This is a genomic window from Christiangramia marina, from assembly GCF_048285865.1.
Taxonomy (GTDB): Bacteria; Bacteroidota; Bacteroidia; order Flavobacteriales; family Flavobacteriaceae; genus Christiangramia; species Christiangramia marina.
Genome location: NZ_JBLVTK010000003.1, coordinates 467873 through 489569 on the forward strand (window position 1 = coordinate 467873; position 21697 = coordinate 489569).

The 21697-nt window shown below is 38.3% G+C and carries 27 protein-coding genes; 18 read left to right on the forward strand and 9 right to left on the reverse strand.

The features are described 5' to 3' along the window. Positions 1 to 16: 16 nt before the first annotated feature. A complete protein-coding gene (locus ACNKXS_RS12925) occupies positions 17 to 331 on the reverse strand; it encodes a 2TM domain-containing protein (RefSeq protein ID WP_417921199.1) in 315 nt (104 codons plus the stop codon). Continuing rightward, complete coding sequence (locus ACNKXS_RS12930; RefSeq protein ID WP_417921200.1) at positions 331 to 1656, reverse strand: 2TM domain-containing protein; 1326 nt, start codon at positions 1654 to 1656, stop codon at positions 331 to 333. Before ACNKXS_RS12930 ends, ACNKXS_RS12925 begins: the two co-directional genes overlap by 1 nt. A gap of 174 nt (positions 1657 to 1830) precedes the next feature. Between ACNKXS_RS12930 and ACNKXS_RS12935 the strand changes: the two genes are divergently transcribed. Further along, positions 1831 to 2265, forward strand: coding sequence for a hemerythrin domain-containing protein (locus ACNKXS_RS12935; protein WP_417921201.1), 435 nt, complete (start codon positions 1831 to 1833; stop codon positions 2263 to 2265). 32 nt (positions 2266 to 2297) lie between these two features. Here the strand turns inward: ACNKXS_RS12935 and ACNKXS_RS12940 are convergent, their stop codons facing one another. Beyond that, a complete protein-coding gene (locus ACNKXS_RS12940; RefSeq protein ID WP_417921202.1) occupies positions 2298 to 3605 on the reverse strand; it encodes an NAD(P)/FAD-dependent oxidoreductase in 1308 nt (435 codons plus the stop codon). 124 nt (positions 3606 to 3729) lie between these two features. On the opposite strand from ACNKXS_RS12940, the gene ACNKXS_RS12945 reads away from it, so the two are divergent. Both ACNKXS_RS12945 and ACNKXS_RS12950 read left to right on the forward strand, forming a co-directional pair. Beyond that, complete coding sequence (locus tag ACNKXS_RS12945) at positions 3730 to 4224, forward strand: RNA polymerase sigma factor (protein WP_141877963.1); 495 nt, start codon at positions 3730 to 3732, stop codon at positions 4222 to 4224. Between the two features lie 6 nt (positions 4225 to 4230). After that, complete coding sequence (locus ACNKXS_RS12950; protein WP_417921203.1) at positions 4231 to 4866, forward strand: hypothetical protein; 636 nt, start codon at positions 4231 to 4233, stop codon at positions 4864 to 4866. Positions 4867 to 4900: 34 nt separating this feature from the next. Here ACNKXS_RS12950 and ACNKXS_RS12955 read toward each other — a convergent pair whose 3' ends face one another. After that, a complete protein-coding gene (locus ACNKXS_RS12955; protein WP_417921204.1) occupies positions 4901 to 5704 on the reverse strand; it encodes a lysophospholipid acyltransferase family protein in 804 nt (267 codons plus the stop codon). 73 nt (positions 5705 to 5777) lie between these two features. Continuing rightward, on the reverse strand, positions 5778 to 6416 hold the full coding sequence (locus ACNKXS_RS12960) for an NUDIX hydrolase (protein WP_417921205.1): 639 nt from the start codon (positions 6414 to 6416) through the stop codon (positions 5778 to 5780). On the opposite strand from ACNKXS_RS12960, the gene ACNKXS_RS12965 reads away from it, so the two are divergent. Beyond that, a complete protein-coding gene (locus ACNKXS_RS12965) occupies positions 6415 to 7188 on the forward strand; it encodes a peptidylprolyl isomerase (protein WP_417921206.1) in 774 nt (257 codons plus the stop codon). The genes ACNKXS_RS12960 and ACNKXS_RS12965 overlap by 2 nt on opposite strands. On the opposite strand, the gene ACNKXS_RS12970 is transcribed toward ACNKXS_RS12965, so the two are convergent. Beyond that, entirely contained in the window at positions 7189 to 7902 is a 714-nt protein-coding gene (locus ACNKXS_RS12970; RefSeq protein ID WP_417921207.1) for an RDD family protein, read from the reverse strand. Between the two features lie 34 nt (positions 7903 to 7936). On the opposite strand from ACNKXS_RS12970, the gene ACNKXS_RS12975 reads away from it, so the two are divergent. From ACNKXS_RS12975 to ACNKXS_RS13010, 8 genes are all read left to right on the forward strand, one after another. Further along, positions 7937 to 8899 (forward strand): stage II sporulation protein M, encoded by a 963-nt coding sequence (locus ACNKXS_RS12975; protein WP_417921208.1) that lies wholly within the window; start codon positions 7937 to 7939, stop codon positions 8897 to 8899. Then, positions 8892 to 9752, forward strand: a complete 861-nt coding sequence (locus ACNKXS_RS12980) for a DUF7847 domain-containing protein (RefSeq protein ID WP_417921209.1) — start codon at positions 8892 to 8894, stop codon at positions 9750 to 9752. Before ACNKXS_RS12975 ends, ACNKXS_RS12980 begins: the two co-directional genes overlap by 8 nt. A gap of 1 nt (position 9753) precedes the next feature. Next, a complete protein-coding gene (locus tag ACNKXS_RS12985; protein WP_417921210.1) occupies positions 9754 to 10512 on the forward strand; it encodes a DUF4129 domain-containing protein in 759 nt (252 codons plus the stop codon). After that, positions 10505 to 11710 carry a DUF4350 domain-containing protein gene (locus ACNKXS_RS12990; RefSeq protein WP_417921211.1) on the forward strand — a complete coding sequence of 402 codons (1206 nt, stop codon included), beginning with the start codon at positions 10505 to 10507 and terminating at the stop codon, positions 11708 to 11710. The genes ACNKXS_RS12985 and ACNKXS_RS12990 overlap by 8 nt, the downstream gene beginning before the upstream one ends. After that, complete coding sequence (locus ACNKXS_RS12995; RefSeq protein ID WP_417921212.1) at positions 11688 to 12692, forward strand: AAA family ATPase; 1005 nt, start codon at positions 11688 to 11690, stop codon at positions 12690 to 12692. Before ACNKXS_RS12990 ends, ACNKXS_RS12995 begins: the two co-directional genes overlap by 23 nt. Further along, entirely contained in the window at positions 12692 to 14026 is a 1335-nt protein-coding gene (locus ACNKXS_RS13000) for a DUF58 domain-containing protein (RefSeq protein WP_417921213.1), read from the forward strand. Before ACNKXS_RS12995 ends, ACNKXS_RS13000 begins: the two co-directional genes overlap by 1 nt. Positions 14027 to 14120: 94 nt before the next feature. After that, on the forward strand, positions 14121 to 14534 hold the full coding sequence (locus ACNKXS_RS13005; protein ID WP_417921214.1) for a DUF2141 domain-containing protein: 414 nt from the start codon (positions 14121 to 14123) through the stop codon (positions 14532 to 14534). Between the two features lie 118 nt (positions 14535 to 14652). Beyond that, positions 14653 to 15612, forward strand: coding sequence for a LysR substrate-binding domain-containing protein (locus tag ACNKXS_RS13010; RefSeq protein WP_417921215.1), 960 nt, complete (start codon positions 14653 to 14655; stop codon positions 15610 to 15612). A 28-nt stretch (positions 15613 to 15640) separates the two neighbouring features. On the opposite strand, the gene ACNKXS_RS13015 is transcribed toward ACNKXS_RS13010, so the two are convergent. The 3 genes from ACNKXS_RS13015 to ACNKXS_RS13025 all read right to left on the reverse strand — a co-directional run bounded on the left by ACNKXS_RS13015 (position 15641) and on the right by ACNKXS_RS13025 (position 17294). Further along, a complete protein-coding gene (locus ACNKXS_RS13015; RefSeq protein WP_299154828.1) occupies positions 15641 to 15838 on the reverse strand; it encodes a hypothetical protein in 198 nt (65 codons plus the stop codon). A gap of 133 nt (positions 15839 to 15971) precedes the next feature. After that, complete coding sequence (locus tag ACNKXS_RS13020; RefSeq protein ID WP_417921216.1) at positions 15972 to 16772, reverse strand: TIGR00266 family protein; 801 nt, start codon at positions 16770 to 16772, stop codon at positions 15972 to 15974. Positions 16773 to 16832: 60 nt separating this feature from the next. Next, complete coding sequence (locus tag ACNKXS_RS13025; RefSeq protein ID WP_141877979.1) at positions 16833 to 17294, reverse strand: DUF4442 domain-containing protein; 462 nt, start codon at positions 17292 to 17294, stop codon at positions 16833 to 16835. A gap of 167 nt (positions 17295 to 17461) precedes the next feature. Here ACNKXS_RS13025 and ACNKXS_RS13030 point away from each other — a divergent pair, with 167 nt between their 5' ends. The 6 genes from ACNKXS_RS13030 to ACNKXS_RS13055 all read left to right on the forward strand — a co-directional run bounded on the left by ACNKXS_RS13030 (position 17462) and on the right by ACNKXS_RS13055 (position 21468). Beyond that, positions 17462 to 17587 (forward strand): hypothetical protein, encoded by a 126-nt coding sequence (locus ACNKXS_RS13030; protein ID WP_417921217.1) that lies wholly within the window; start codon positions 17462 to 17464, stop codon positions 17585 to 17587. A 19-nt stretch (positions 17588 to 17606) separates the two neighbouring features. After that, positions 17607 to 18143, forward strand: coding sequence for a DUF4870 domain-containing protein (locus tag ACNKXS_RS13035; RefSeq protein WP_417921218.1), 537 nt, complete (start codon positions 17607 to 17609; stop codon positions 18141 to 18143). Next, positions 18140 to 18484 (forward strand): PadR family transcriptional regulator, encoded by a 345-nt coding sequence (locus ACNKXS_RS13040; RefSeq protein ID WP_026915958.1) that lies wholly within the window; start codon positions 18140 to 18142, stop codon positions 18482 to 18484. Before ACNKXS_RS13035 ends, ACNKXS_RS13040 begins: the two co-directional genes overlap by 4 nt. Then, complete coding sequence (locus tag ACNKXS_RS13045; RefSeq protein ID WP_417921219.1) at positions 18477 to 20249, forward strand: PspC domain-containing protein; 1773 nt, start codon at positions 18477 to 18479, stop codon at positions 20247 to 20249. The genes ACNKXS_RS13040 and ACNKXS_RS13045 overlap by 8 nt, the downstream gene beginning before the upstream one ends. Before the next feature lies 1 nt (position 20250). Next, entirely contained in the window at positions 20251 to 20406 is a 156-nt protein-coding gene (locus tag ACNKXS_RS13050) for a hypothetical protein (RefSeq protein ID WP_298247681.1), read from the forward strand. Positions 20407 to 20625: 219 nt separating this feature from the next. Beyond that, positions 20626 to 21468 (forward strand): GIN domain-containing protein, encoded by an 843-nt coding sequence (locus ACNKXS_RS13055; RefSeq protein WP_417921220.1) that lies wholly within the window; start codon positions 20626 to 20628, stop codon positions 21466 to 21468. Positions 21469 to 21697 lie beyond the last annotated feature (229 nt).

A 21697-nucleotide genomic window follows, 5' to 3' on the forward strand; every position in this document is an offset into this window, starting at 1 on the left:
TCGTCACAGTCCAGGTTTATTTCCAAAGTTGCTTTTTGTCTTTTTCCATGATCTCTTTGATCTTACGTTCTTCCCAGGATTTTCCGAAGATAAAATTTGGCCCGAATACGCTCGCCCAATGAGCGAATAAACCTATCCCCCAAAAGAATAGTGTAGAATAATTCTGCCACCTGGTAAGCCCCTCTTCGAAACCTGTCTGGCGTGTACTTACCACGAATATTGCAATATTTACGAATATATATATGATAAGGTGAACGTAAAAACCTTTAATGTCTTTGATTCTTTTCTGCGCCTGCTTGTAGCGCATATCTTTTCTATAATCGATTTCCATTAGTTCCAGCTTTTATTTTGTTGTTGATCCTTTTCCATTAATTCCCTGATCTTACGCTCTTCCCAGTCAGATCCATATCCGAAAACTGAAAAGCCGTGAATGGTCAATCCAATTCCCCATCCAAATAATGGAAACCAGAACCACTGGAAACCCCAGTAAGTAAAATAATTTATAAATATTAGAAAAGGGATTACTACGCAGTAAGATATAAGGTTTCCATAAAATTCCTTGATCTCCTTTACTCTCTGTTTTGCCTTGAAATACGCATTTTGTTCGTTGATAGTGGTCGATTCCATAATTGATATTTGTTTAGTTAGTATTGGAAGTTTCACTTTGAAGTGATCCTCATTTTGTTCGATTAAAACTCTACGTTCGGTCACCACATCATAGCGGTTAACGATATTCTGAAGCCCTACACCCTTACGATCACCCAGAACTTCTTTTTTCTGAAAATTGTTCTGTACAACCAGGTAACCATTGTCCTCAGTAATTTTAATATTTAAGGGCCTGCTTTCGCTTACCACGTTATGTTTGATGGTATTCTCGAGTAACAGCTGTAATGATAATGGGACAACTTTTGCTTCTTCTGAAGATAATTGCTCTGGCAATTCAAAGAAGATACTGTCTTCAAAACGCATTTCTAGCAATTTCATATAGGTCCTGGCAAATTTCAGTTCTTCTGAAAGTGGCACAAGATCTTTATCTTTCTGTTCCAGCACATAACGGTAGACTTTAGATAGTGACGTAGTAAATCGTTGAGCCTGGTATGGATTTTCATCTATTAATGATGCAAGAACATTCAGACTATTAAATAGAAAATGTGGGTCTAATTGATTCTTTAATGCGTCAAATTTCGCTGAAGCAGTTCCTGCAATGATCTTTTGCTCCTTAACTCTCTTCTCCTGAAGCGCTTTATAAAAATAGATAAGATGAAAAACAAGGGTGACGATCGTGGTAAATAGTAGCGGAAAGAAATAATAGCTAAGATTTTCATTCTCCAGAAATTCAGGTATTGGTTGTTTTCCGAAAACAGTTTTATCAATAAGCCGGCATAGAAAATATCCCAGCAAGGTCAGTATGATCGAACCGGAAGATGCTATAAAAGCCCTTTTGAGTCCGGCATCTTTCCAACCTACCTTTTTATTAAAGTAATAGAAGTAAAGTATATTAATTGTAGTAAGGACGAATGAATAGAAGAAGTACATGGCCAGGTTCTCCCAGTCGGCAAGTGCTTTGAAGCTGAATCCATTAAATGTAGCATCCATTAGAGCAATCACTAAACTCACAATAATACTGATCTTTAATATTTTTAATAGGTTCTTCATTTGTATAATTCTATGTCAAAGATGTACTCTTTCTGTCTTTTCCTGAAAGTTTTATTACTGAACTGTCATTTTAACTGTCTGAACTGTTAGAAGCATATCAATGTATTCTGTAAATTAGAAAATCTTTAACATAAAAATGAATAACTTGGAAACAAATCATAAAATTCTAAAAGCATGACAATTTTTGAAGCACTAAGACAGGAGCACGAAATACAGCGTGACCTGATCGATAAGCTTATAAAAACCGAAGGGAAAACTGAAGAAAGAAAAAAGATCTTTGAAGATCTAAAACATGAATTGAAGATTCATGAAGATGCTGAAGAGCGCCATTTTTATATTCCGCTAATGGAAAAGGACATGACCCAGGAAAAGGCAAGACATAGTGTTGCAGAGCATCACGAAATGGATGAACTAGTGGAAAAACTTGAAGATACTAAAATGGACGCTTCGAACTGGTTGAAGATCGCCAAAGATCTGGAACATCAATTGATCCATCATCTTGATGAAGAAGAGCAGGAAGTATTTCAATTAGCTGGAAAAGTACTTACCGAAAATCAAAAAACTTCATTGGCCTCAGATTATAATAAAGAGATCAAAGAAAGGAGATAAATAAAAAAAGGCCGTCGTACGACGGCCTTTTTTTATGCTTTATCCTTATCCATGGACATTCTTTCTTCATGACCCTTAAACGGTCTAATGATCAATCGTGCAGCCTTATCGAAGTTCACGTAATTGTATAACCAGTTAAAGAATGTAACGGCGCGGTTACGAAAGCCCACCAGAAACCATAAGTGCACGAACATCCAGACGAACCAGGCAAAAAAACCTGAAAATTTCCATTTATGCAGGTCTACTACTGCCCTGTTTCTACCAACAGTAGCCATAGTTCCCTTATCAAAATAATCGAAAGCTTCCAAAGGCTCACCCTTGATCAATCTCTTAATATTTTTCGCTAGATGTTTCCCTTGCTGTATAGCAGGTTGAGCCACCATAGGATGACCTCTCGGAAAGTCTTCGGTAGCCATTAAAGCAATATCGCCAATGGCAAAAATATTTTCATAACCGTTGATCTGGTTAAAGGCATTCACCTCGTAACGGTTCGCTTTTTCGACCATGGCTGAAGCATTCAAACCTTCTACGGGTGCTCCGGTAACTCCGGCAGACCAGATAAAAGTTTCCGTTTTAAGTGCGAGCTCCGTATTGGTTGTCACCAAATGACCATCATAGTTTTCAACCATCGTATTCAGGTGTACTTTCACACCGAGTTCTTCCAGCATTTCCTGAGCCTTTTCAGAAGCATGTTCACTCATGGGAGGTAATACCCTACCCATTCCTTCCAGAAGATGAATGTTCATTTCATTTGGATCCAGATCAGGATAATCTTTAGGTACTATATGATTTCGAAGTTCTGCAATTGCACCACTAAGCTCTACACCAGTAGGTCCTGCGCCGGCAAGCACAAAATTCAGTAATGATTTACGTTTTTCAGGATCATCTGTGATGGTAGCCTGCTCCAGATTTTCAAGAATAAGACTACGGATATTCAGGGCCTGCGGAACAGTTTTCATCCACATCCCATGTTCTTCAATACTATCATTTCCGAAGAAATTAGTTTTTGAACCCGTCGCAATGACCAGATAATCGTAGATAATATCACCAATACTGGTATGAACGGTATTTTTTTCCGCAGAAATTGATTGTACCTCCGTAAGTCTGAAAAAACAGCGATCGCTCGAACGTGTAATTTTTCTTAATGGATAAGCGATCGAATCTGGTTCCAGTCCCGAAGTGGAAACCTGGTAAAGCAATGGCTGAAAAGTGTGGTAATTATGGCGATCCAGCAAGACCATTTGCACATCCTGCTTCAATAAATTTCTTGCCAGTGCCAGCCCGGCGAAGCCACCGCCAACTACTACAACTCTAGGTAAATCAGACTTTGGAATAATCATTTCGGTTGGTTTTATTCAAATTTAAGATTCTTAGAAGCAAAGAAAGATGGATTAACTATAAATTAAAGATTTTTGTAACGCTACAGGTATTTTACCTACCTATTAGTGCTAACCAAGAAGATTCGTGAACAAAGACCTAGAACATCAGTTTGTAACAAACCTGGAGCAAAACCAGAACATTGCACATAAAATCTGCCGTATCTACACCAATGATCAGGAATCGCATAATGATCTGTTTCAGGAAATTACCATACAATTATGGAAAGCTTACCCCAAATTTCGGGGAGATTCAAAGTTTAGTACCTGGATGTACAGGGTCGCTTTGAATACGGCCATAACGCTTTATCGAAAGAAAAAGAAAAGTATACGAACCCAGGATTATGATAGTGTACACTTTAAAATAAAAACGGAAGCTTATGATGATACTGCGGAACAACATTTGAAACTAATGTATGATGCGATCAAACAGTTGAACGATATCGACAAGGCACTGGTCTTTCTATATCTTGAAGATAAAAATTATGCCGAGATCTCTGAAACTCTGGGGATCACTGAAGTTAATGCACGTGTAAAAATGAATAGAGTAAAAACGAAATTACAAAACATTATAAATCCTTAATAGCCTATGGATAATTTAGATCTATTAAAAAAGGATTGGAAGAAGCAGGAGAAATCTATTCCCCAGCTGTCTTACGACGACATATATAAACTTATCTGGAAGCGTTCTTCTTCTATCGTGAAGTGGATATTCTTTATTAGTATTATCGAGTTTGGACTTGGAGCGGTATTGAATATTTTCATTGCTGATGATGAATACTGGGCAAAAATGGAAGAATATAACCTTACATTATTTCTTATCATCACCTATGTGATCTCATACCTCATTACATTTTATTTCATTTACAAGTTTTATAGGAATTATAAAGCTATTAATGCTACAGATAGCGCTGCAGTTTTGATGAAAACCATATTAAAAGTAAGAAAAACAGTAAAGTATTACATAGGCTTCATACTAATATCGAGTGCGTTTGTGTTTATATTTTCCATGATTTTTATATTGAGAAACCATGTTTTAACCGCGGAAACGGTAACTTCAGACATGTCATTTGACTGGAAGCAATGGTTATTATTCATTGGAGGAACTTTGCTTGCCCTAGCGGTAATACTGGGTGTTATCTGGTTGATCTACACACTGGTGTACGGAATCCTGCTTCGAAGATTACACCGAAATTACAAGGAATTGAAAAAGTTAGAAATGTAAATGAAAAAGCCGGAATTGATTCCGGCTTTTTTTATTAATATCCAAAACGTCTCTGTTCGTTCAGGTCTTCCATGGCCTGGATTTCTTCGGAAGGAATTACTTTCAGGAATGAAGGATGTTGTTCAATCGCATATTCCAGTTTCTTTACAATCTCTTCAATACTGTCATTCTCATAATCAAATTCCAGAGGTTCCTTGATCTGAAATGTTTGCAGTATCCCACGTTTTTTGATTCTAAGTCCTTTTTTATCAAATGATCTTCGGAAGCCATCGATCACAATCGGGATCACGATAGGTTTATGATTCTTAATGATATGAGCCGTTCCTTTACGTATAGGTTTAAAAGGTTTCGTCGTTCCCTGCGGAAATGTGATCACCCATCCATCATTGAGCGCCGTACCAATGTTTTGAGTGTCATTGGGATTGACATCTCTTTTTACCTCCTGCCCTTTTGCTCTCCAGGTTCGTTCTACAGTGATCGCTCCGGCATAAGCCATGATCCTGGTTAAAAGTCCGGCTTTCATCGTTTCCTTAGCAGCTACATAGTAGATATTTAGTTTTGGTTGCCAGATATAGCCCACATTTTTAATACTATCTACCCGCCCGCTCAAACTTGCATTGAAGACATGGAACATTGCCGTAACATCAGCAAAATATGTTTGATGATTGGAAACAAAAAGTACGTTGGTATCTGGTAGATTCTTGATGATCTCAGAGCCTTCTATCTGCAATTCATTATATCCACGATAGCGTCTGTGAGTTAAAACACCAAAAATGCGAATAAGCCACTTTTTCAAGAACTGATAATGTCCAAACGGATTTTTCTTAAACACTCCCATGCTACTTATTTTATCCTATTGAAATTTTTAGATTTCCTTAACAAACCGGGCAAATATAGTAATATCTCTCAAATTAAATCCTGAGCAGCATTTCCCGAACTTCAGCCAGCATCATTCCCGTGGCGCCCCAGACTATTTTATTATTTAGTTTATAAGCTGGCACCTCAATTTCAGTAGCGTAAGATGTGCTAAGCGTTTCATTTACCAGATTATCGTCATCCAAAAAATCACTTAGAAGCACTTCCATAATCTCTTCCACTTCAGATTCCTGCGGAATAAGTTCTGGAGTATGATCCAGCACACCTATAAATGGATAAACCCAGAAATTAGATGGTGGAATATACAATCTGGAAAGTTTTGCGATCACTTCTACTGAATTTTGTGGTACTCCTACCTCTTCTTCAGTTTCTCGTAGAGCGGTATGTTCCATATTCCTGTCTTCTGGTTCTACCCGACCACCTGGAAATCCTACTTGATTAGAGTGCACTCCCTTATAGGTTCTTCTAAGTATCAATACCATCCGGGTTTTTTGCTGCAGGTCTGGATAGAATAAAGCCATGACTCCAGCTTCCTGAGGATTTAGCTGCTCCATCTCCAGCTCCTCCAATTCCTTTATTCTCATCATTGGAGCCAGTTTTCGATGCGCATTCTCTCCCGGCAACGGCATTTTTTTTAACTTTGAAATCCTGTTTTTAAAATCTTTGAATTCCATGTTTAGAAAGTATCTTTTACTAACAATTTTTTCAGTTCTCTTTTTCGCAAGTTGTGAAGATAAGCAAAGTTCCTCAGAAAAGTCGGCTAAACCTACTGCAGAAGAGCTTGAGCTTCAAAGAAAAAAAGACTCTACGCAGCAGGCCAGAGATAGTATTTTGAAGATCCGTAAAGCAGAAATTAAAAAAGCAAATACCAAAACCGAATTTGAGAAAGATGACATGTATCCTATCGCCCAGGAAGAACTGATGCCAGTCTTACGCAAGTACGGTAATGAGCATCCTGAAACCAGAATCAGGATCAAAACAAAATTCGGGGATATAGACGTTGAGTTATATCGGGATACTCCGCTACACCGGGCAAATTTCATCATGCTTGCCAAGAATGACTATTTTGATAATACATTTTTCCATAGGGTTGCACCGGGTTTCGTGATACAGGGTGGTAATGCAGACAACCAGATCACTGCAGATAATCGTGGTGATGTGGGAAGCTATTTGATCCCCAGTGAGTACGAAGCAGGACATCAACATAGTTACGGAGCATTCTCTGCTGCAAAGTATGCCGAGCAGAACGTTAGTAAAGCCTCTTCTCCTTTTGAATTTTTTATTGTTATGGATAAAAATGGAACTCCGCATCTAAACAATGATCATACGGTTTTTGGTCGTGTAATGAGAGGTATGAAGATAGCTGAAAAGATAGCCCAGGTTGAAACTGGAGAATCTGAATGGCCTGTCGATAATGTTGAAATGGATATAGAAGTACTGAACTAATTACTGGCTAGTGTAATAATTATAATCGGTCACCACTCTATCCAGAAATTCCATAGGTCTTTCTTCAAATTTCACATCCAGTAATTCAGCTACTTTTTGACTAAGGTTCAGGATGATATGGTGATGCCCTTCAGCTTTAGCAGTCTGGTATAAATTCTTTATTTCCTGCACATCTTGATCTGATAGCACCGTCACCTGCGGATATTTAGGAGTATAATCTTCAGAAAAACTAGCACCGAGCGTATGCTCTATACCAAATTTCTTTTTTTCAGTAATAACCGTTGTACCCGCTGCAAGATCTCCAAGTCGCTGGCCTTTGCCAGTAAAAAGGATTGTTACTACCGCAACAGCACCACTACTCGCCGAAATATCGATCAATCGAAGTAACCAACGGGTTAGATAATTAGAAAATGTTGGCCGACTACCATCCTTACGTACCACGCGAATATCCAGGATTGCCTTTCCTGGAGTTTGCCCGTTCCAGAAAGTTTCCCATAGCAAATAATACAACATGGTGGGAAGCCCAAGAACTGTATAATACATCCACTGGTCCCCTGCTCCATTGGTCGCCCCTGCGATGATCAGACCAGAAAGGATCATGTAGATCACGATAATAGCGAGATCGATAAAAAAAGCAAGGATCCTCTCTCCCACTCCCGCAATATTGTGATGAATATTGATATTTTGGGCAGTTTCGATTTGAAAATTATCCATTAAATATGTTACTTTGGTTCAATTAAATTTAAGAATGCGCGAGGCAGCTTTTGTAAGGCAAAATAAAGATAAATGGGTCAAGTATGAAAGTCTGCTTCAGAAATATAAATCGCTGAATCCAGATCAACTATCCAATCTTTACGTAGAACTAAGCGATGACCTGAGTTACGCTTCAACCTTTTATCCTGGCTCGAATACCGTTCAATACCTAAACGGACTAGCAACTACTGCCCACCAGAAGATCTATAGAGCGAAAAAAGAATCTAAAAGCAGGTTCGTAACGTTCTTTACTAAAGAATTCCCGAGGGAATTTCATAAGCACCAAAAGCAACTGTTATGGAGTTTTCTAATATTTGCAGGTTTTAGCCTGGTTGGAGCTTATAGTGCGGCTACAGATGGTTCTTTTTTAAGATCTATTCTAGGCGATGCTTATGTGAACATGACGCTTGAAAATATTGCGAACAAAGACCCTATGGCTGTTTATAAACAGGCTTCAGAAACAAATATGTTCCTGGGGATCACCATCAATAATATTAGGGTCGCTCTTACAGCCTTTTCACTAGGAGTACTCGCCGGGATTGGAACTGTTTTCGTGTTGATGCAAAACGGAGTTATGCTTGGTAGTTTTCAATATTTCTTTTATGAAAAGGGTTTGCTCTGGGAATCTGCCAGAACGATCTGGATCCATGGTACGATAGAAATTTCGGTTATTATTGTAGCTGGCTGCGCTGGCCTGGTCGTTGGAAAAAGTATACTTTTCCCGGGAACTTACAGCCGGCTGAAATCATTCACCATGGGAATCAAGGACGGACTCAAAATTGTAATTAGTACAGTTCCGTTTTTCATCATAGCTGGATTCCTGGAGGGATTTGTGACCAGGATGACTCAAATGCCAGATTGGCTTGCCATCATTATCATAAGCTTATCATTACTACTAATCCTATTCTACTACGTTATTTACCCAATCCTATTATCTAACAAAACCAGAAATGCATAACAACCACATCATTTTTAAACGACAGCGAGAACTTGGAGAGATCCTGAGTGTTACTTTTAAATTTATTAGAGAGAATTATAAAACCGGACTGCGATTATTCTTTAAACTTGTAGGCCCCTCATTCATTCTACTGGTTGCTGCAATTACTTTTTACACCTACACTACACTGGGGAGTAGCCTGTTTACCAATGAAAACCTGGATGCTTCCAACGTGATCATTGCGCTGGCACTGCTAATGATCGCTTACCTTGCCTATTTCACCTCTATGACCGGGACTATGAACCATATGATCCTGTCATATATAAATAACGACGGACAGATAAAAGATGAGGAGGTCAAAGATGGCCTGAAACAGGACTTCGGAAAGATCCTGCTATTATCTATACTTACAGGAATTATAACATTCGCCGCGTTCATGTTCTTTGTGATTCCTGGGATATATGTATTTGTTCCATTGTCGCTGGTTACTGCGATCCTGGTCTTCCGAAGAAATGGAGTAACCGATAGTATTTCTGAAAGTTTTCAGCTGGTCAAGGACAACTGGTGGATGACCTTCGCCACGCTTCTTTGTATATACCTGCTGATTTATGTTATCGGACTCATCTTCCAGCTGCCTGCACTTATTTATATATTCATTCGCGCTTTTACGGTAGCTTCAGAATCTTCTGCAGCAAAACCTCAGGATATGTTTGGAACTGGGTATGTGATCATTAACGCGATCTCTTCAGCAATACAATATATCATTTATAGTATGACCGTAATTGGGGTTGCCTTTGTATACTTTCATCTTAACGAAAAGAAAAATTTTACCGGTACTTACGAAACAATTCAAAACCTGGGAAACAACCGATAGTTTGAAGTTATACCTGCTGTATTTTTTTATTCTTCTGAGTCTTACTCAGGAGTTACGCGCTCAAGAGGATTCAATATTCAAGAGAGATATTCAGGTGGAAAAGTCTGAAGATCTTGTTCCGGTTGAATTCGATGCTACTGAAATTGAAGAATATAAAAAGCAGGATGAATATAATTATATTGAGAGTACAGAGGAAGATAGCTGGTGGGTTCGATTTAAAAAATGGTTGAACCTTAAATATAATCAGTTTATAAACTGGCTTTTTGGAAGTTATGATGCGAACGGAATCCTGGCATTTTTTATAAGGATCTTCCCGTACGTAATTATTTTCGCCGTTCTGGCTTTGATTGTCTGGTTATTTACCCGGCTTAATCCAGGTGCTAAGATCCTGGCAGAACCCGGAAAAAGTAAAGTCATTCTTAGCGAGGAAGAGGAACTGGTAAAAAATGAAGATCTAAGCAGTCTAATTAATAGAGCTGTTTCAGAAGAAAACTACAGGTTTGCTGTGCGTTATCAATATTTGCGAAGTTTAAAATTGCTGGATGAAAATGATGTTATTCAGTACGAATTTCAGAAGACCAATAAGGAATACTTACAGGAGATCCCAGAAGAGCGATTACAACAGTTATTTGCAGAGGTCACTAAGTTCTATGAGTTTATCTGGTATGGTAACTTCAAGGTTTCTTCCGCAGATTATAAAATTGCCGCAAATGGATTCAGCAAGATCGAAAATGAATTAAAACCGGTCAAAAATGCATAGAACCTACAAGTTTGCGATCGCACTTTTCGTACTAGTGGTCATTGTACTAACCTGGCTGGAAACATCGGTAAAAGAGGAGATCAACTGGAATCCAAGTTATACACATTTTGATGAAATTCCGCTTGGCTCGAAGATTTTTTATGAAAGCTGGAAACGAACTTCGGGGGATAGCCTGGAAATGCTCAAAATCCCGCCTTACGAATTTTTAAATTCTGAAGAGGCCAAAGGCACCTATTTCTTTTTTAATAAAGGTGTTGGTTTTGATGATGATGAGCTGGATCATTTGCTGAACTGGGTTGCTGAAGGAAATACCGTATTTATTTCAGCACATGACTATAGTCAGAATCTGAAGGACACTTTAAAGATCGAAACAGGTTCTGAAATTGATGTAGATGGTTTTACTGAAGCTCAGGATTTAAACTTTTATAATCCAAGGATAAAACTGAAGCATGATGCCTTATTCGATAAACAGGTAACGAAATCTTTTTTTACTGAAATTGATACCTTAAACCATCAAGCATTAGGATTTACCCGCAAAGACAAACTGTTGCCCAAGGTCAATTTTATAAGAGCAGACTTTGGAGAAGGAGCGATTTTCTTACATACAGCACCGCAGGTTTTTAGTAATTACTTCATGCTGAAGGAGGATAATTATAAATATACCGCTAATCTTCTGGCTTATATCCCAGCTGGAAAAGTGTACTGGGATGCATATTATAAATCTGGTAAATCTTTCTACAGTTCTTCGTTATATATTCTACTGAATAACAGATCTTTAAAATGGGCTTATTATGCTGTGCTATTTTGCATCGTCCTGTTTATAGTCTTTGAAGGCAAAAGAAAGCAACGAGCAATTCCGGTCATAGATCCACCAAAGAACCGATCTTATGAGTATACCGGAATCATCTCGAGTTTATACCTGGAACAAAATCGATTTCAGGAACTGGGAGATAAAAAGATCGCGTTATTTCTCGAATTTATACGCCGGGAATATCGCCTGGAAACTTCAAAAATAGATGCTGAATTTAAACAGGATCTGGCTGCCAAAAGCTCAAATTCACTGGAAGCAACCAACGATCTTTTCAAAAAAATAGAATCATTTCAAAAGAATAAGAATAGCACAAAACAAGAGTTTCTGGAGCTAAGTACTTATATTAATCATTACAAATTTACCGATGGAAAATCAGGAACAACATAAGCCGGAAGACGAATTAAAGTTTGAAAACAGGATTCCACTGGAAGGCCTGAAATCTTCTGTGGATAAGCTTAAATCACAGCTGGCGAAAGTGATCGTAGGACAGGAAAATTTCGTAGAACTTTTGATCGTTGGCTTACTTGCAAATGGACATGTGCTTATTGAAGGTGTTCCCGGAGTCGCCAAGACGGTTACTGCGAAATTATTTGCAAAAAGCCTCAAAACCGACTTTAGTAGAATTCAATTTACGCCAGATCTCATGCCCAGTGACGTTTTGGGAACTTCCATCTTCAATGTAAAAACTTCAGAATTTGAATTTAAAAAAGGTCCTATTTTTTCGAACGTAATTCTGATTGATGAGATTAACAGGGCTCCGGCAAAAACACAGTCGGCTTTGTTCGAAGTAATGGAAGAAAGGCAGGTTACCATTGATGGTAATTTGTATCCTATGCAACCACCTTTTATGGTGCTGGCCACACAAAATCCTATAGAACAAGAGGGAACCTATGCCCTGCCCGAAGCTCAACTGGATAGATTTTTATTTAAGATCAAGGTAAGTTACCCAAAACTGGAAGAAGAGATCGAAATTTTAAAGGGTCACCATCTCAGAAAAGGTAATTTGCCGGAAGCTGAAATTTCACCGGTTCTCGATCCCAATGAGATCGCTAATTTACGCTCCCAGATTCATGAGATCGTACTAGAGGATAAATTGATGAATTATATCGCAGAACTTGTGATGAAAACGAGAAATCATTCTCATCTATATCTTGGCGCAAGTCCTAGAGCTTCCATAGCGATCATGAACGCTTCTAAAGCATACGCCGCCATCAATGGTAGAGATTTTGTAATTCCTGAAGATATTAAGAACGTCCTGAAACCTGTATTAAGTCACAGGCTTATACTTTCTCCAGATAGAGAAATGGAAGGAATGAAAGCTGAAGACGTCGTAAATATGATCACTCAATCTGTAGAAATTCCTCGATAGTGCTGAAGTTTCTGAAAAGTCTATATTTCAAAGAACTATTCTTCTATTGCCTGATAGGAATCGCTATCTTATTCCTGATCTCGTTCTGGGTGGATTGGCTTTACAGTATTACCTGGATCATCAGCATGATACTGGCAGTAGCGACTTTACTGGACATGATCGCCTTATATTCTGGAGAAGCAGTGATAGCAGAACGCATACTTCCTGAGAAATTTTCCAATTCAGATCCTAATCAGGTAATTCTGAAACTTCGGAATAACTATAGGTTTCCGGTTACAGCTGAAGTGATTGATGAAGTACCACTGCAGTTTCAGAAAAGAGATTTTTTAAAAAGTAAAAAGCTCGGCTCCCGTCACGAAGAAAAATTGGAATATCAATTGATCCCGCTGGAACGAGGAGAATACATTTTCGGTAACCTGAATATTTATATTTCTAGCAAGCTGGGACTTGTAAGAAGAAGATATATTACTGGCAAAGAGCAGTCTGTAAAAGTCTATCCGTCTTTCGTTCAAATGAAAAAACTGGATTTTCTCGCATTGGATCAAAAGATCAATTTGCAGGGAATGAAACGTATCAGGCGGATTGGACACACGATTGAATTCGAACAGATCAAAGAATATGTTCGTGGCGATGATGTAAGAACAATCAACTGGAAAGCAACAGCAAAGCAAAACGCTTTAATGGTTAATCAATTCCAGGATGAGCGCTCTCAACCGGTTTATAGCATCATTGATACGGGAAGGGTCATGAAAATGCCTTTCGAAGGTTTATCATTACTGGATTATGCTATTAATAGTTCCCTAGCGTTTTCCAATATTGCACTCCGCAAAAAAGATAAGATTGGCTTGCTGAGTTTTAGTAATAAAGTGCATGGGATTCTGAAAGCCAGCTCGAGACTAAGCCAGCTGCAACAGGTCATGGAGTCCTTATATCGTGTAGATACAGGATATCTGGACAGTGATTTTAGCATGCTATACTCCCGGGTTCAAAAAAGTATTACCCATCGAAGTCTTATAATGTTGTACACCAATTTCGAACATATGAGTGCATTGCAAAGGCAGCTACCCTATTTAAAAGCGATCAGTAAAAAACATTTACTGGTAGTCATATTCTTCGAAAACACTGAAATTAGCAGACTTACCGAACAATCTGCAGAAAAGGATATTTCTACCATGGCACACCAGACGATCGCTGAGTCTTTTCAACATGACAAGCTCATGATGGTCAAGGAGCTGGAAAAATTTGGCATACAGACCATTCTTACTCCGCCAAAGGATTTAAGTATCAATACGATCAATAAATACCTGGAAGTAAAAGCTCGCGGACTCATATAAACGGTTCAGCATCAATATTCGACAGTTCAGATATAAATACTTATATACAAGGAGGTTATGATCTACATTTGAAATGTAATTAAAACCAATCCTTATGAAAACTGTATTATTATTACTCGCATTATTTATTGGTAGTCTATTAAATGCACAGACTGCAACTACTCACGAACTTGAAGTAACCATCCCAAATGTCACAAACGACAATGGTGAAGTGCTATTCGCACTTTACAAGGAGGAAAACTTTATGAGAGAACCTTCATTTTCTCAAAAATCTACTATCAAAGACGGGAAAGCAATGGTAAAATTTGAAGATCTGCCAGAAGGAGATTACGCGCTGGTCGTGATGCACGACGAAAATAGCAATGGTAGAATGGATTTCGAAACCAATGGAATGCCTACGGAAAGTTATGCTACCAGCGGAGAGAGCAAATTCATGGGACCGCCAATGTGGAGTGATACCAAATTCAAGCTGGATAATTCCACAAAAAAATTAAGCCTGAGGTTCTAAGATCTCATCGAAACGTCTCAAAACCCACCAATTGGTGGGTTTTTTGCATAGATAAAACAAAGTTAAAGCCTATCTGAAATAGGAAATTCTTATACCTTTGTAGTTCAAATCTATTCATATGACAATTACCCAGTTGCATTATGTATTAGCAGTTGCTGAACATAAGAATTTTACTAAGGCCGCTCAGAAAGTTTTCGTTACTCAGCCAACGCTGAGCATGCAGATCCAGAAGCTGGAAGAAGAACTGGACATTACTATTTTTGACCGAACCAAAAAACCGATTCAGCTTACAGAGGTTGGACAGAAGATCGTTCAACAGGCTCGTAATATTGTGAACGAGAGCGACCGGATCAAAGATATCGTAGATCAGCAAAAAGGATTTATTGGCGGAATATTCAGATTGGGAGTGATCCCTACGATCATGCCAACATTGCTACCTATGTTCATAGGTAATTTTATGAAGAAGTTTCCGAAGGTAAAATTGAAAATAGAAGAGCTACATACTGAAGCGATCATAGAAAAACTAAAGGAAGGACATCTGGATGCGGCAATCGCTGCTACTCCACTTCAAATTGAAGGAATCAAGGAGAATGTGCTTTATTATGAGCCCTTTGTCCCCTATATTCCGAAGGAAATGGACTTGCATACCAATGATAAGATAGATATAGATAGTCTTGATATCAATAAGATATTACTGCTGGAAGATGGTCATTGTTTTAAAGATGGTATCATCAATCTTTGCAAGGCAAACCGGGAATACGATGGCGATCAGCTACAACTGGAAAGTGGTAGTTTCGAAACACTTATCAAACTGGCCAATGAAGGTCTCGGGATGACGCTACTTCCCTACCTGCACACATTGGAACTTAAAGATTCTGAAAAAAAGAACTTAAAAATGTTCAACGATCCTGTTCCTGCCCGGGAAGTGAGTTTAATTTATAATCGTAGTGAATTAAAAATGCAGATCATTGAAGCACTGCGCAGTACTATAGCCAGCGTGGTAAAAGGTGCAATTACCTACCAGAATGTAAAGATCATAAGTCCTTTAAATCATAAAAAGGATTTTCAGAAGAATTAAAAAAAAGCGGCTAACAGCCGCTTTTTATTTAAGTGTTCAAATAAATTAAACATTGATTTAATTCAGGGTTCTGTTTGGTTAGTGCAAGAATCCAGAGTCGTAACTCTTCTATCTCGTGTGGAAGCAATCTATCGATCGCTTTCTTAACTTCTCTACAGAACAAGCTTGGATCAAAACTTACTTTATCAAGTATCGTCTTGGTGTATTCAAACATCGCTCTCGCCATATTTTGAAGTATTTAAGTTTAAGATTAGGTTAAAAATAAATGTAGAGATGTACTATAAGCGTTTAGATTTTTGGTTAGAACAATATAGCTATTTTAAGAACAGTGTATGAGTTTTTGTTAATTTTTTAACAAATTAAAACCTATTATCGCCGCTTAAGACATCACCAATTCCTCCAAGTAAACTACCTTCTCCTTTATCCTTTCCACCCATTTGCGGCGCTGCCTGCAACACTCGATTGGCGAGCCTGCTAAAAGGTAATGACTGTATGTAAACCGTACCCGGACCAGTAAGCGAAGCGAAAAATAATCCTTCCCCTCCAAATATGGTATTTTTAATTCCACCTACAAATTCTATATCATAATCTATGGTTTGGGTAAAACCTATGATACAACCGGTATCGACCTTTAACTTCTCACCAGGACCCAATTCTTTTCTGGCCATGGTCCCACCAGAATGAACAAATGCCATTCCATCTCCTTCGATTTTCTGCATGATAAAACCTTCACCTCCAAAAAATCCGCGACCAAGCTTTTTACTGAATTCTATACCAATAGCCACACCTTTTGCTGCGCATAGGAAAGCGTCTTTCTGGCAAATGAATTTTCCATTAAATTGAGTGAGGTCTATAGGAATGATCTTGCCAGGATAAGGTGAGGCAAAGCTTATACGTTTCTTTCCCTGGATTTCGTTGGAAAAGATGGTCATAAACAAACTTTCGCCGGTAAGTAATCTCTTGCCAGCTCCAAGGACTTTTCCAAGGAAACCTTCGTTCTGTTTGGAACCGTCCCCAAATATGGTATCCATTCGTATACCATCGTCCATCATCATAAAGTTTCCGGCCTCGGCAATTACCGCTTCCCTTGGATCAAGTTCAAGTTCTACATATTGCATTTCTTCTCCGAAAATCTGGTAATCTATTTCATGTGCATTCATAATGATTAAATTTTGATTGATGTTTGTTGTATATGATGAGTATCACTTTTGAGAGCAGTGTTACTTTCTTTGTTTAAGTTTAACAGTCCATTCAAATTCAAAAACCGATACTTCAACGCCCTCCTCATTAAGTCCAATTGCTTTCATCCACATGGTTTGTCCTTCTCCGGTAGCAATCGTTCGTTCAATGGCCTCCTTCACTTTCTGTCCATCGTGACAGGTGAATCTTATTTTTCCAGTGGCCTTCTTCGAGAAAACCGACTTGTTCTGTGCCACCAGCATGGAGATTTTTTTACCGGAATCTTGGATCTTTCCCATAACAAGAGCTCCCGTACTAAGCTCTGCAGCCATTGCCTGCACAGCAAAATACATGGAATTAAAAGGATTTTGATTGATCCATCGATGGGTAACACCAACAGCACATTCGGTTTCATCTATATGTTTAACTCTAACACCACACAACCAAGCACTTGGAAGTTTAAGCATTAGAAAAGAATTCAGTTTAGAGGGATTTAGCTTCATGAGCAGAATTTATTATCAAATTTTCATAAAAATATGAAATAACAATGAGACCGTAATTCTTAAATAATTGTTAACTTTTAGTACTTTGCTTTGCATAATACCTTCTTTTAGATATATATTTGCAATAGAACCTAATAGGTATAAAATCATCAAAAATCAAAAACATCATGAAAAGATCAATCAAAAGACAGTCAGTCACCAGCGTTTTACCCGGAACATTAGCAGATAGAATCAAGATCTATGTTACCATTTTCGCCATCTACGTGTACGTTTTCAGCACGATCATTCTTTAATAGTTTTAAATCTCTAATCATGCAGGACACTAACGCTCATAAAAACCGTACTCTAACTACCGTACTCCATCTATCGGTATTTACGAAGTATTTTATACCACTGGGTAATTTCATTTTCCCCATGTTACTCTGGTTAAGCCAGAAAGAAGATGCATTTGTGGATCGTCATGGAAGAAATGCTTTGAATTTTCAAATCAGCACTTTTCTGTATACGGTATTACTGGTAGCTATTGGAGGTGCTACTTTCTTGTACTTTGCTTTAAAATTCAATTTAGTAGAACCATTAATGACCAATGATTCCTTTGAAGTCAACCAGTTTTCAGAAGCATTACCTTTTATCATCATCATGGGTATTCTGGGAATATTATTACTTGGCCTGTTTGTTCTGGAGATCTTTGCAGTCATCTCTGCAAGTCTTTCAGCAAACGAAGGAAAAGAGTATTGCTACCCGCTAACCATCAATTTTTTAAGTTCGGATAAACCGAAAGAAACAAACCATCAAAATCATCAATCAAAAAATGAACAGTTTAATGACACCCAAAAACAAACACTATGAAGATTGAAAATACCAAAGCCCAGATGCGTAAGGGTGTATTGGAATATTGCATTCTCTCGGTTTTAAGAGACGAAGATGCCTATGTGGCAGAAATTCTGGACACATTAAAAGACGCAAAACTACTGGTAGTTGAGGGTACGATCTATCCTTTATTAACCAGGTTAAAAAATGCGGGACTTCTTAATTATCGTTGGGAAGAATCAACAAGCGGACCGCCACGTAAGTATTACGGACTTACCGAAACAGGAAAAATATTTCTCAGGGAATTAACGGGTACCTGGAATGAATTGCAAACTGCCGTTAACATCGTAACCACTCAAAAAAAGAACAATCATGAATAAGACAGTTAACATAAATCTTGCCGGCGTTTTCTTTCACATAGATGAGGATGCTTATGCCAGACTTCAACGATATTTGGAGACTATAAGGCATTCGTTTTCAAATACGCAGGGTCGTGATGAGATCATCTCAGATATCGAAGCTCGTATTGCTGAATTGTTCAATGAGAAAGTGAAGAATGACAGGCAGGTTATCAGCATTAAAGAAGTAGAAGAAGTTATCACGATCATGGGGCAACCTGAAGATTATATGGTCGATGAGGAAATCTTCGAAGATGAACCAACGACCACGCACAGGTCTGCAAGAACTCGTGGAAAACAATTATACCGTGATACTGAAAATGGATTCGTAGGTGGTGTGTCCTCAGGACTTGGTCATTACCTGGCAATCGATGCGATCTGGGTAAGATTGCTTTGGGTATTGCTTACGATCTTTTCCAGTGGTGGTTTTCTATTGATCTACATCGCGTTCTGGATCTTTGTTCCGGAAGCAAAAACTACGGCAGATAAACTTGCCATGCGCGGTGAAGAAGTAACGGTTAGTAACATCGAAAAGAAGATTCGTGAGGGTTTTCATGATGTTTCAGACAGTATAAAAAATGTTGACTATGATAAGTTCGGGAAAAGAGCGTCTGCTGGAGCAACCTCTGCAGCAACCACGTTAGGGAATATTATCAAGTTCTGTCTGAAACTATTTGTGAAATTTATCGGGATCATCCTAATCCTTTTCGCCGGTTCCACTCTTATTGCACTATTCGTAGGTTTATTTGCAGTTGGAACATTCGGGATCGTTGATGCACCGTGGACTGAATATATAGATGTGGTGAATAGTGGCGCTCCTATATGGCTAACCTCACTGCTTGTATTTTTCGCAGTTGGGATCCCATTCTTCTTCCTGTTCGTTCTTGGATTGAAGATACTGGTAAAAAACTTGAGATCTGTAGGTAGAATTGCCCTATTGACATTACTCGGAGTCTGGTTAATCTCGATCATTGGACTATCAGTAATTGGTATTAGCCAGGCGACCAATCGTGCTTTTGATGGTGAGGTTGCCACAACAGAAACTTTAAAGGTGACTTCAGCAGATACTATCTACCTGCGTATGAAGCATAATCCTGAAATGAGTAACAGAACCAGAAGATCATCAGATTTCAGAATTGTATATGAAGAAGACACCAAAATGATCGTTGGAAATGACATCAGGCTTATCGTTCGATCTACCAGAGATTCCGTAGGAAAAATGGAGATATTAAAGTCGGCTGAAGGTAAAAACTACAACGAAGCCAGGAATCGAGCCAAGGCCATACGTTACGGTCGCAGCCTGGTTGGAAATGAACTTTTGCTGGATAGTTATTTTGTAACAGATGCAAAGTCTGGTTACAGAGATCAGGAAGTGCAAATCACTTTATATCTGCCTGAAGGCACCACTCTATATGCTGATGATAATACTTCTACCTTTCACCGAAATACCGATTCTTACGAAGATATTTTGCATAATGGCGAAGAAGAGCATTTTCTGAAGATCATCGACGGTGGCACCAGCTGTGAAGATTGTCCTGTAGAAGATGTATGGGATGACGACAGTGGTGACTGGGATAGCGAAGATACCTGGGAAGACGATTATGATACTTCAGATGACTTTAATGCAAGAGTAGACGTTAATAGTGAAGAAGTTAATATTAGACTGAACGATAACGGCGTGGAGATCCAGGATAAGGATGGCGACCGTGTAAGAATAGATAGTAACGGAGTACAAATACAGAACTAGTATGAGCTCACTAATCAACCTCGTCATTAGCTTTTTTGTTGGATTGATATTATACATTCAGCCCGTAAACAAAGAAACTGTGAACATTGAAGAACCACTCAACAGTACTGAAATATTTCAGAAGCTGGAAAATTACCAGAAGATTCTGGATAGTTGAAGATTTAAAGCCTCCCATGTGGAGGCTTTTTTATTTATATCTTTTGAAAATTCTTCCGCTAAGAAATACCTGAGTTCAATAATATGTGCTGCCCGATACGCCTGTAACGGTGATTTTTCTCTCTGCTTTACGGGCTTTGTAATAATAAGTCCTATCTTTTGCAAAAAAGTATCTGAAGGGTCAAATCTGAAAGATCTAATAGGAAAACCTAAAAATATCATGATAAAGAAACTTCCATTAATACTATTAATCGTTTTATGTAGTTGCAATGCCCAGGACAAGGTAAAAGGTAGCCGAAACGTAAAAACCGAACAATATGATCTCGAAAAATTTCACTCTATCCAGATCAAGGGAGAGTTTGAAGTCGGAATTTTAAAGGGAAGAAGATTCATGATCGAGATAGAAGCCGATGATAATATTCATGATCTCATTATGACTGAAGTTCTTGACGGAACACTTTATATTAAGCCCATCAAAAAACTTTCCCGCACCAAGAAACAGGAGTTAAGAATTACTTTTTCTGATACCTTAAAAAGTATACTTATAGGTGGTGACGTGGAACTCGAGTCTCTCCAGGATCTTTACGTAAATGATTTCAAGCTTGAAACAGGAAATGACGCCAAAGCATTTTTAACACTTACGGCCAGTAAATTCAATTTTATTCACAAGGATGATGCAGAAGCTGAACTGAATGTTACCGCCCAGGAAATTGTTTGTCAGCTAAATCAGTCTTCAAAGGTTGAGGCGCTCTTGAATGCTCCTGATGTTGAGATAGATATTTACGAAAAAGCATCTGCCAGAATAGACGGTGAAACTCAAATTTTCAATTTAAGAGCAGACCAGTCTTCCAAATTCGATGGTGAGAATTTTAGCAGCTTTAAAGCTGAAGTGCTGGCACAGGGAGGTTCATCATCAAAAGTAAACGTTAGCGACACTTTGAATTTAACTGCTTCAGGAAAAAGTGAGATCGAAGTGTTTAATACACCGGTGATCAAATTGTTACAATTTTCAGATGAAGCGAGTTTGTCTAAGAAAGAATTCAGCAAGGGTCTGTTTAAATAAATGCTAAATTTTGATTATTAATTCATTCTGAATAAGTGGATTGAATACATTTGTTGCCAATTTAAGTTAAAAGAAAAATGAAAATTATCACCAAAAATATTGTCCTTGTATTGCTATTATCTCTGGCTTTAGTGTCTTGTAGAGATGAGCAGGATACAGAAGAAGAGAAATCTGAAGTTGAAAGAATGATGGAGGATCCCAATAATAAAGTTGAAGTCAAAGATGGCGG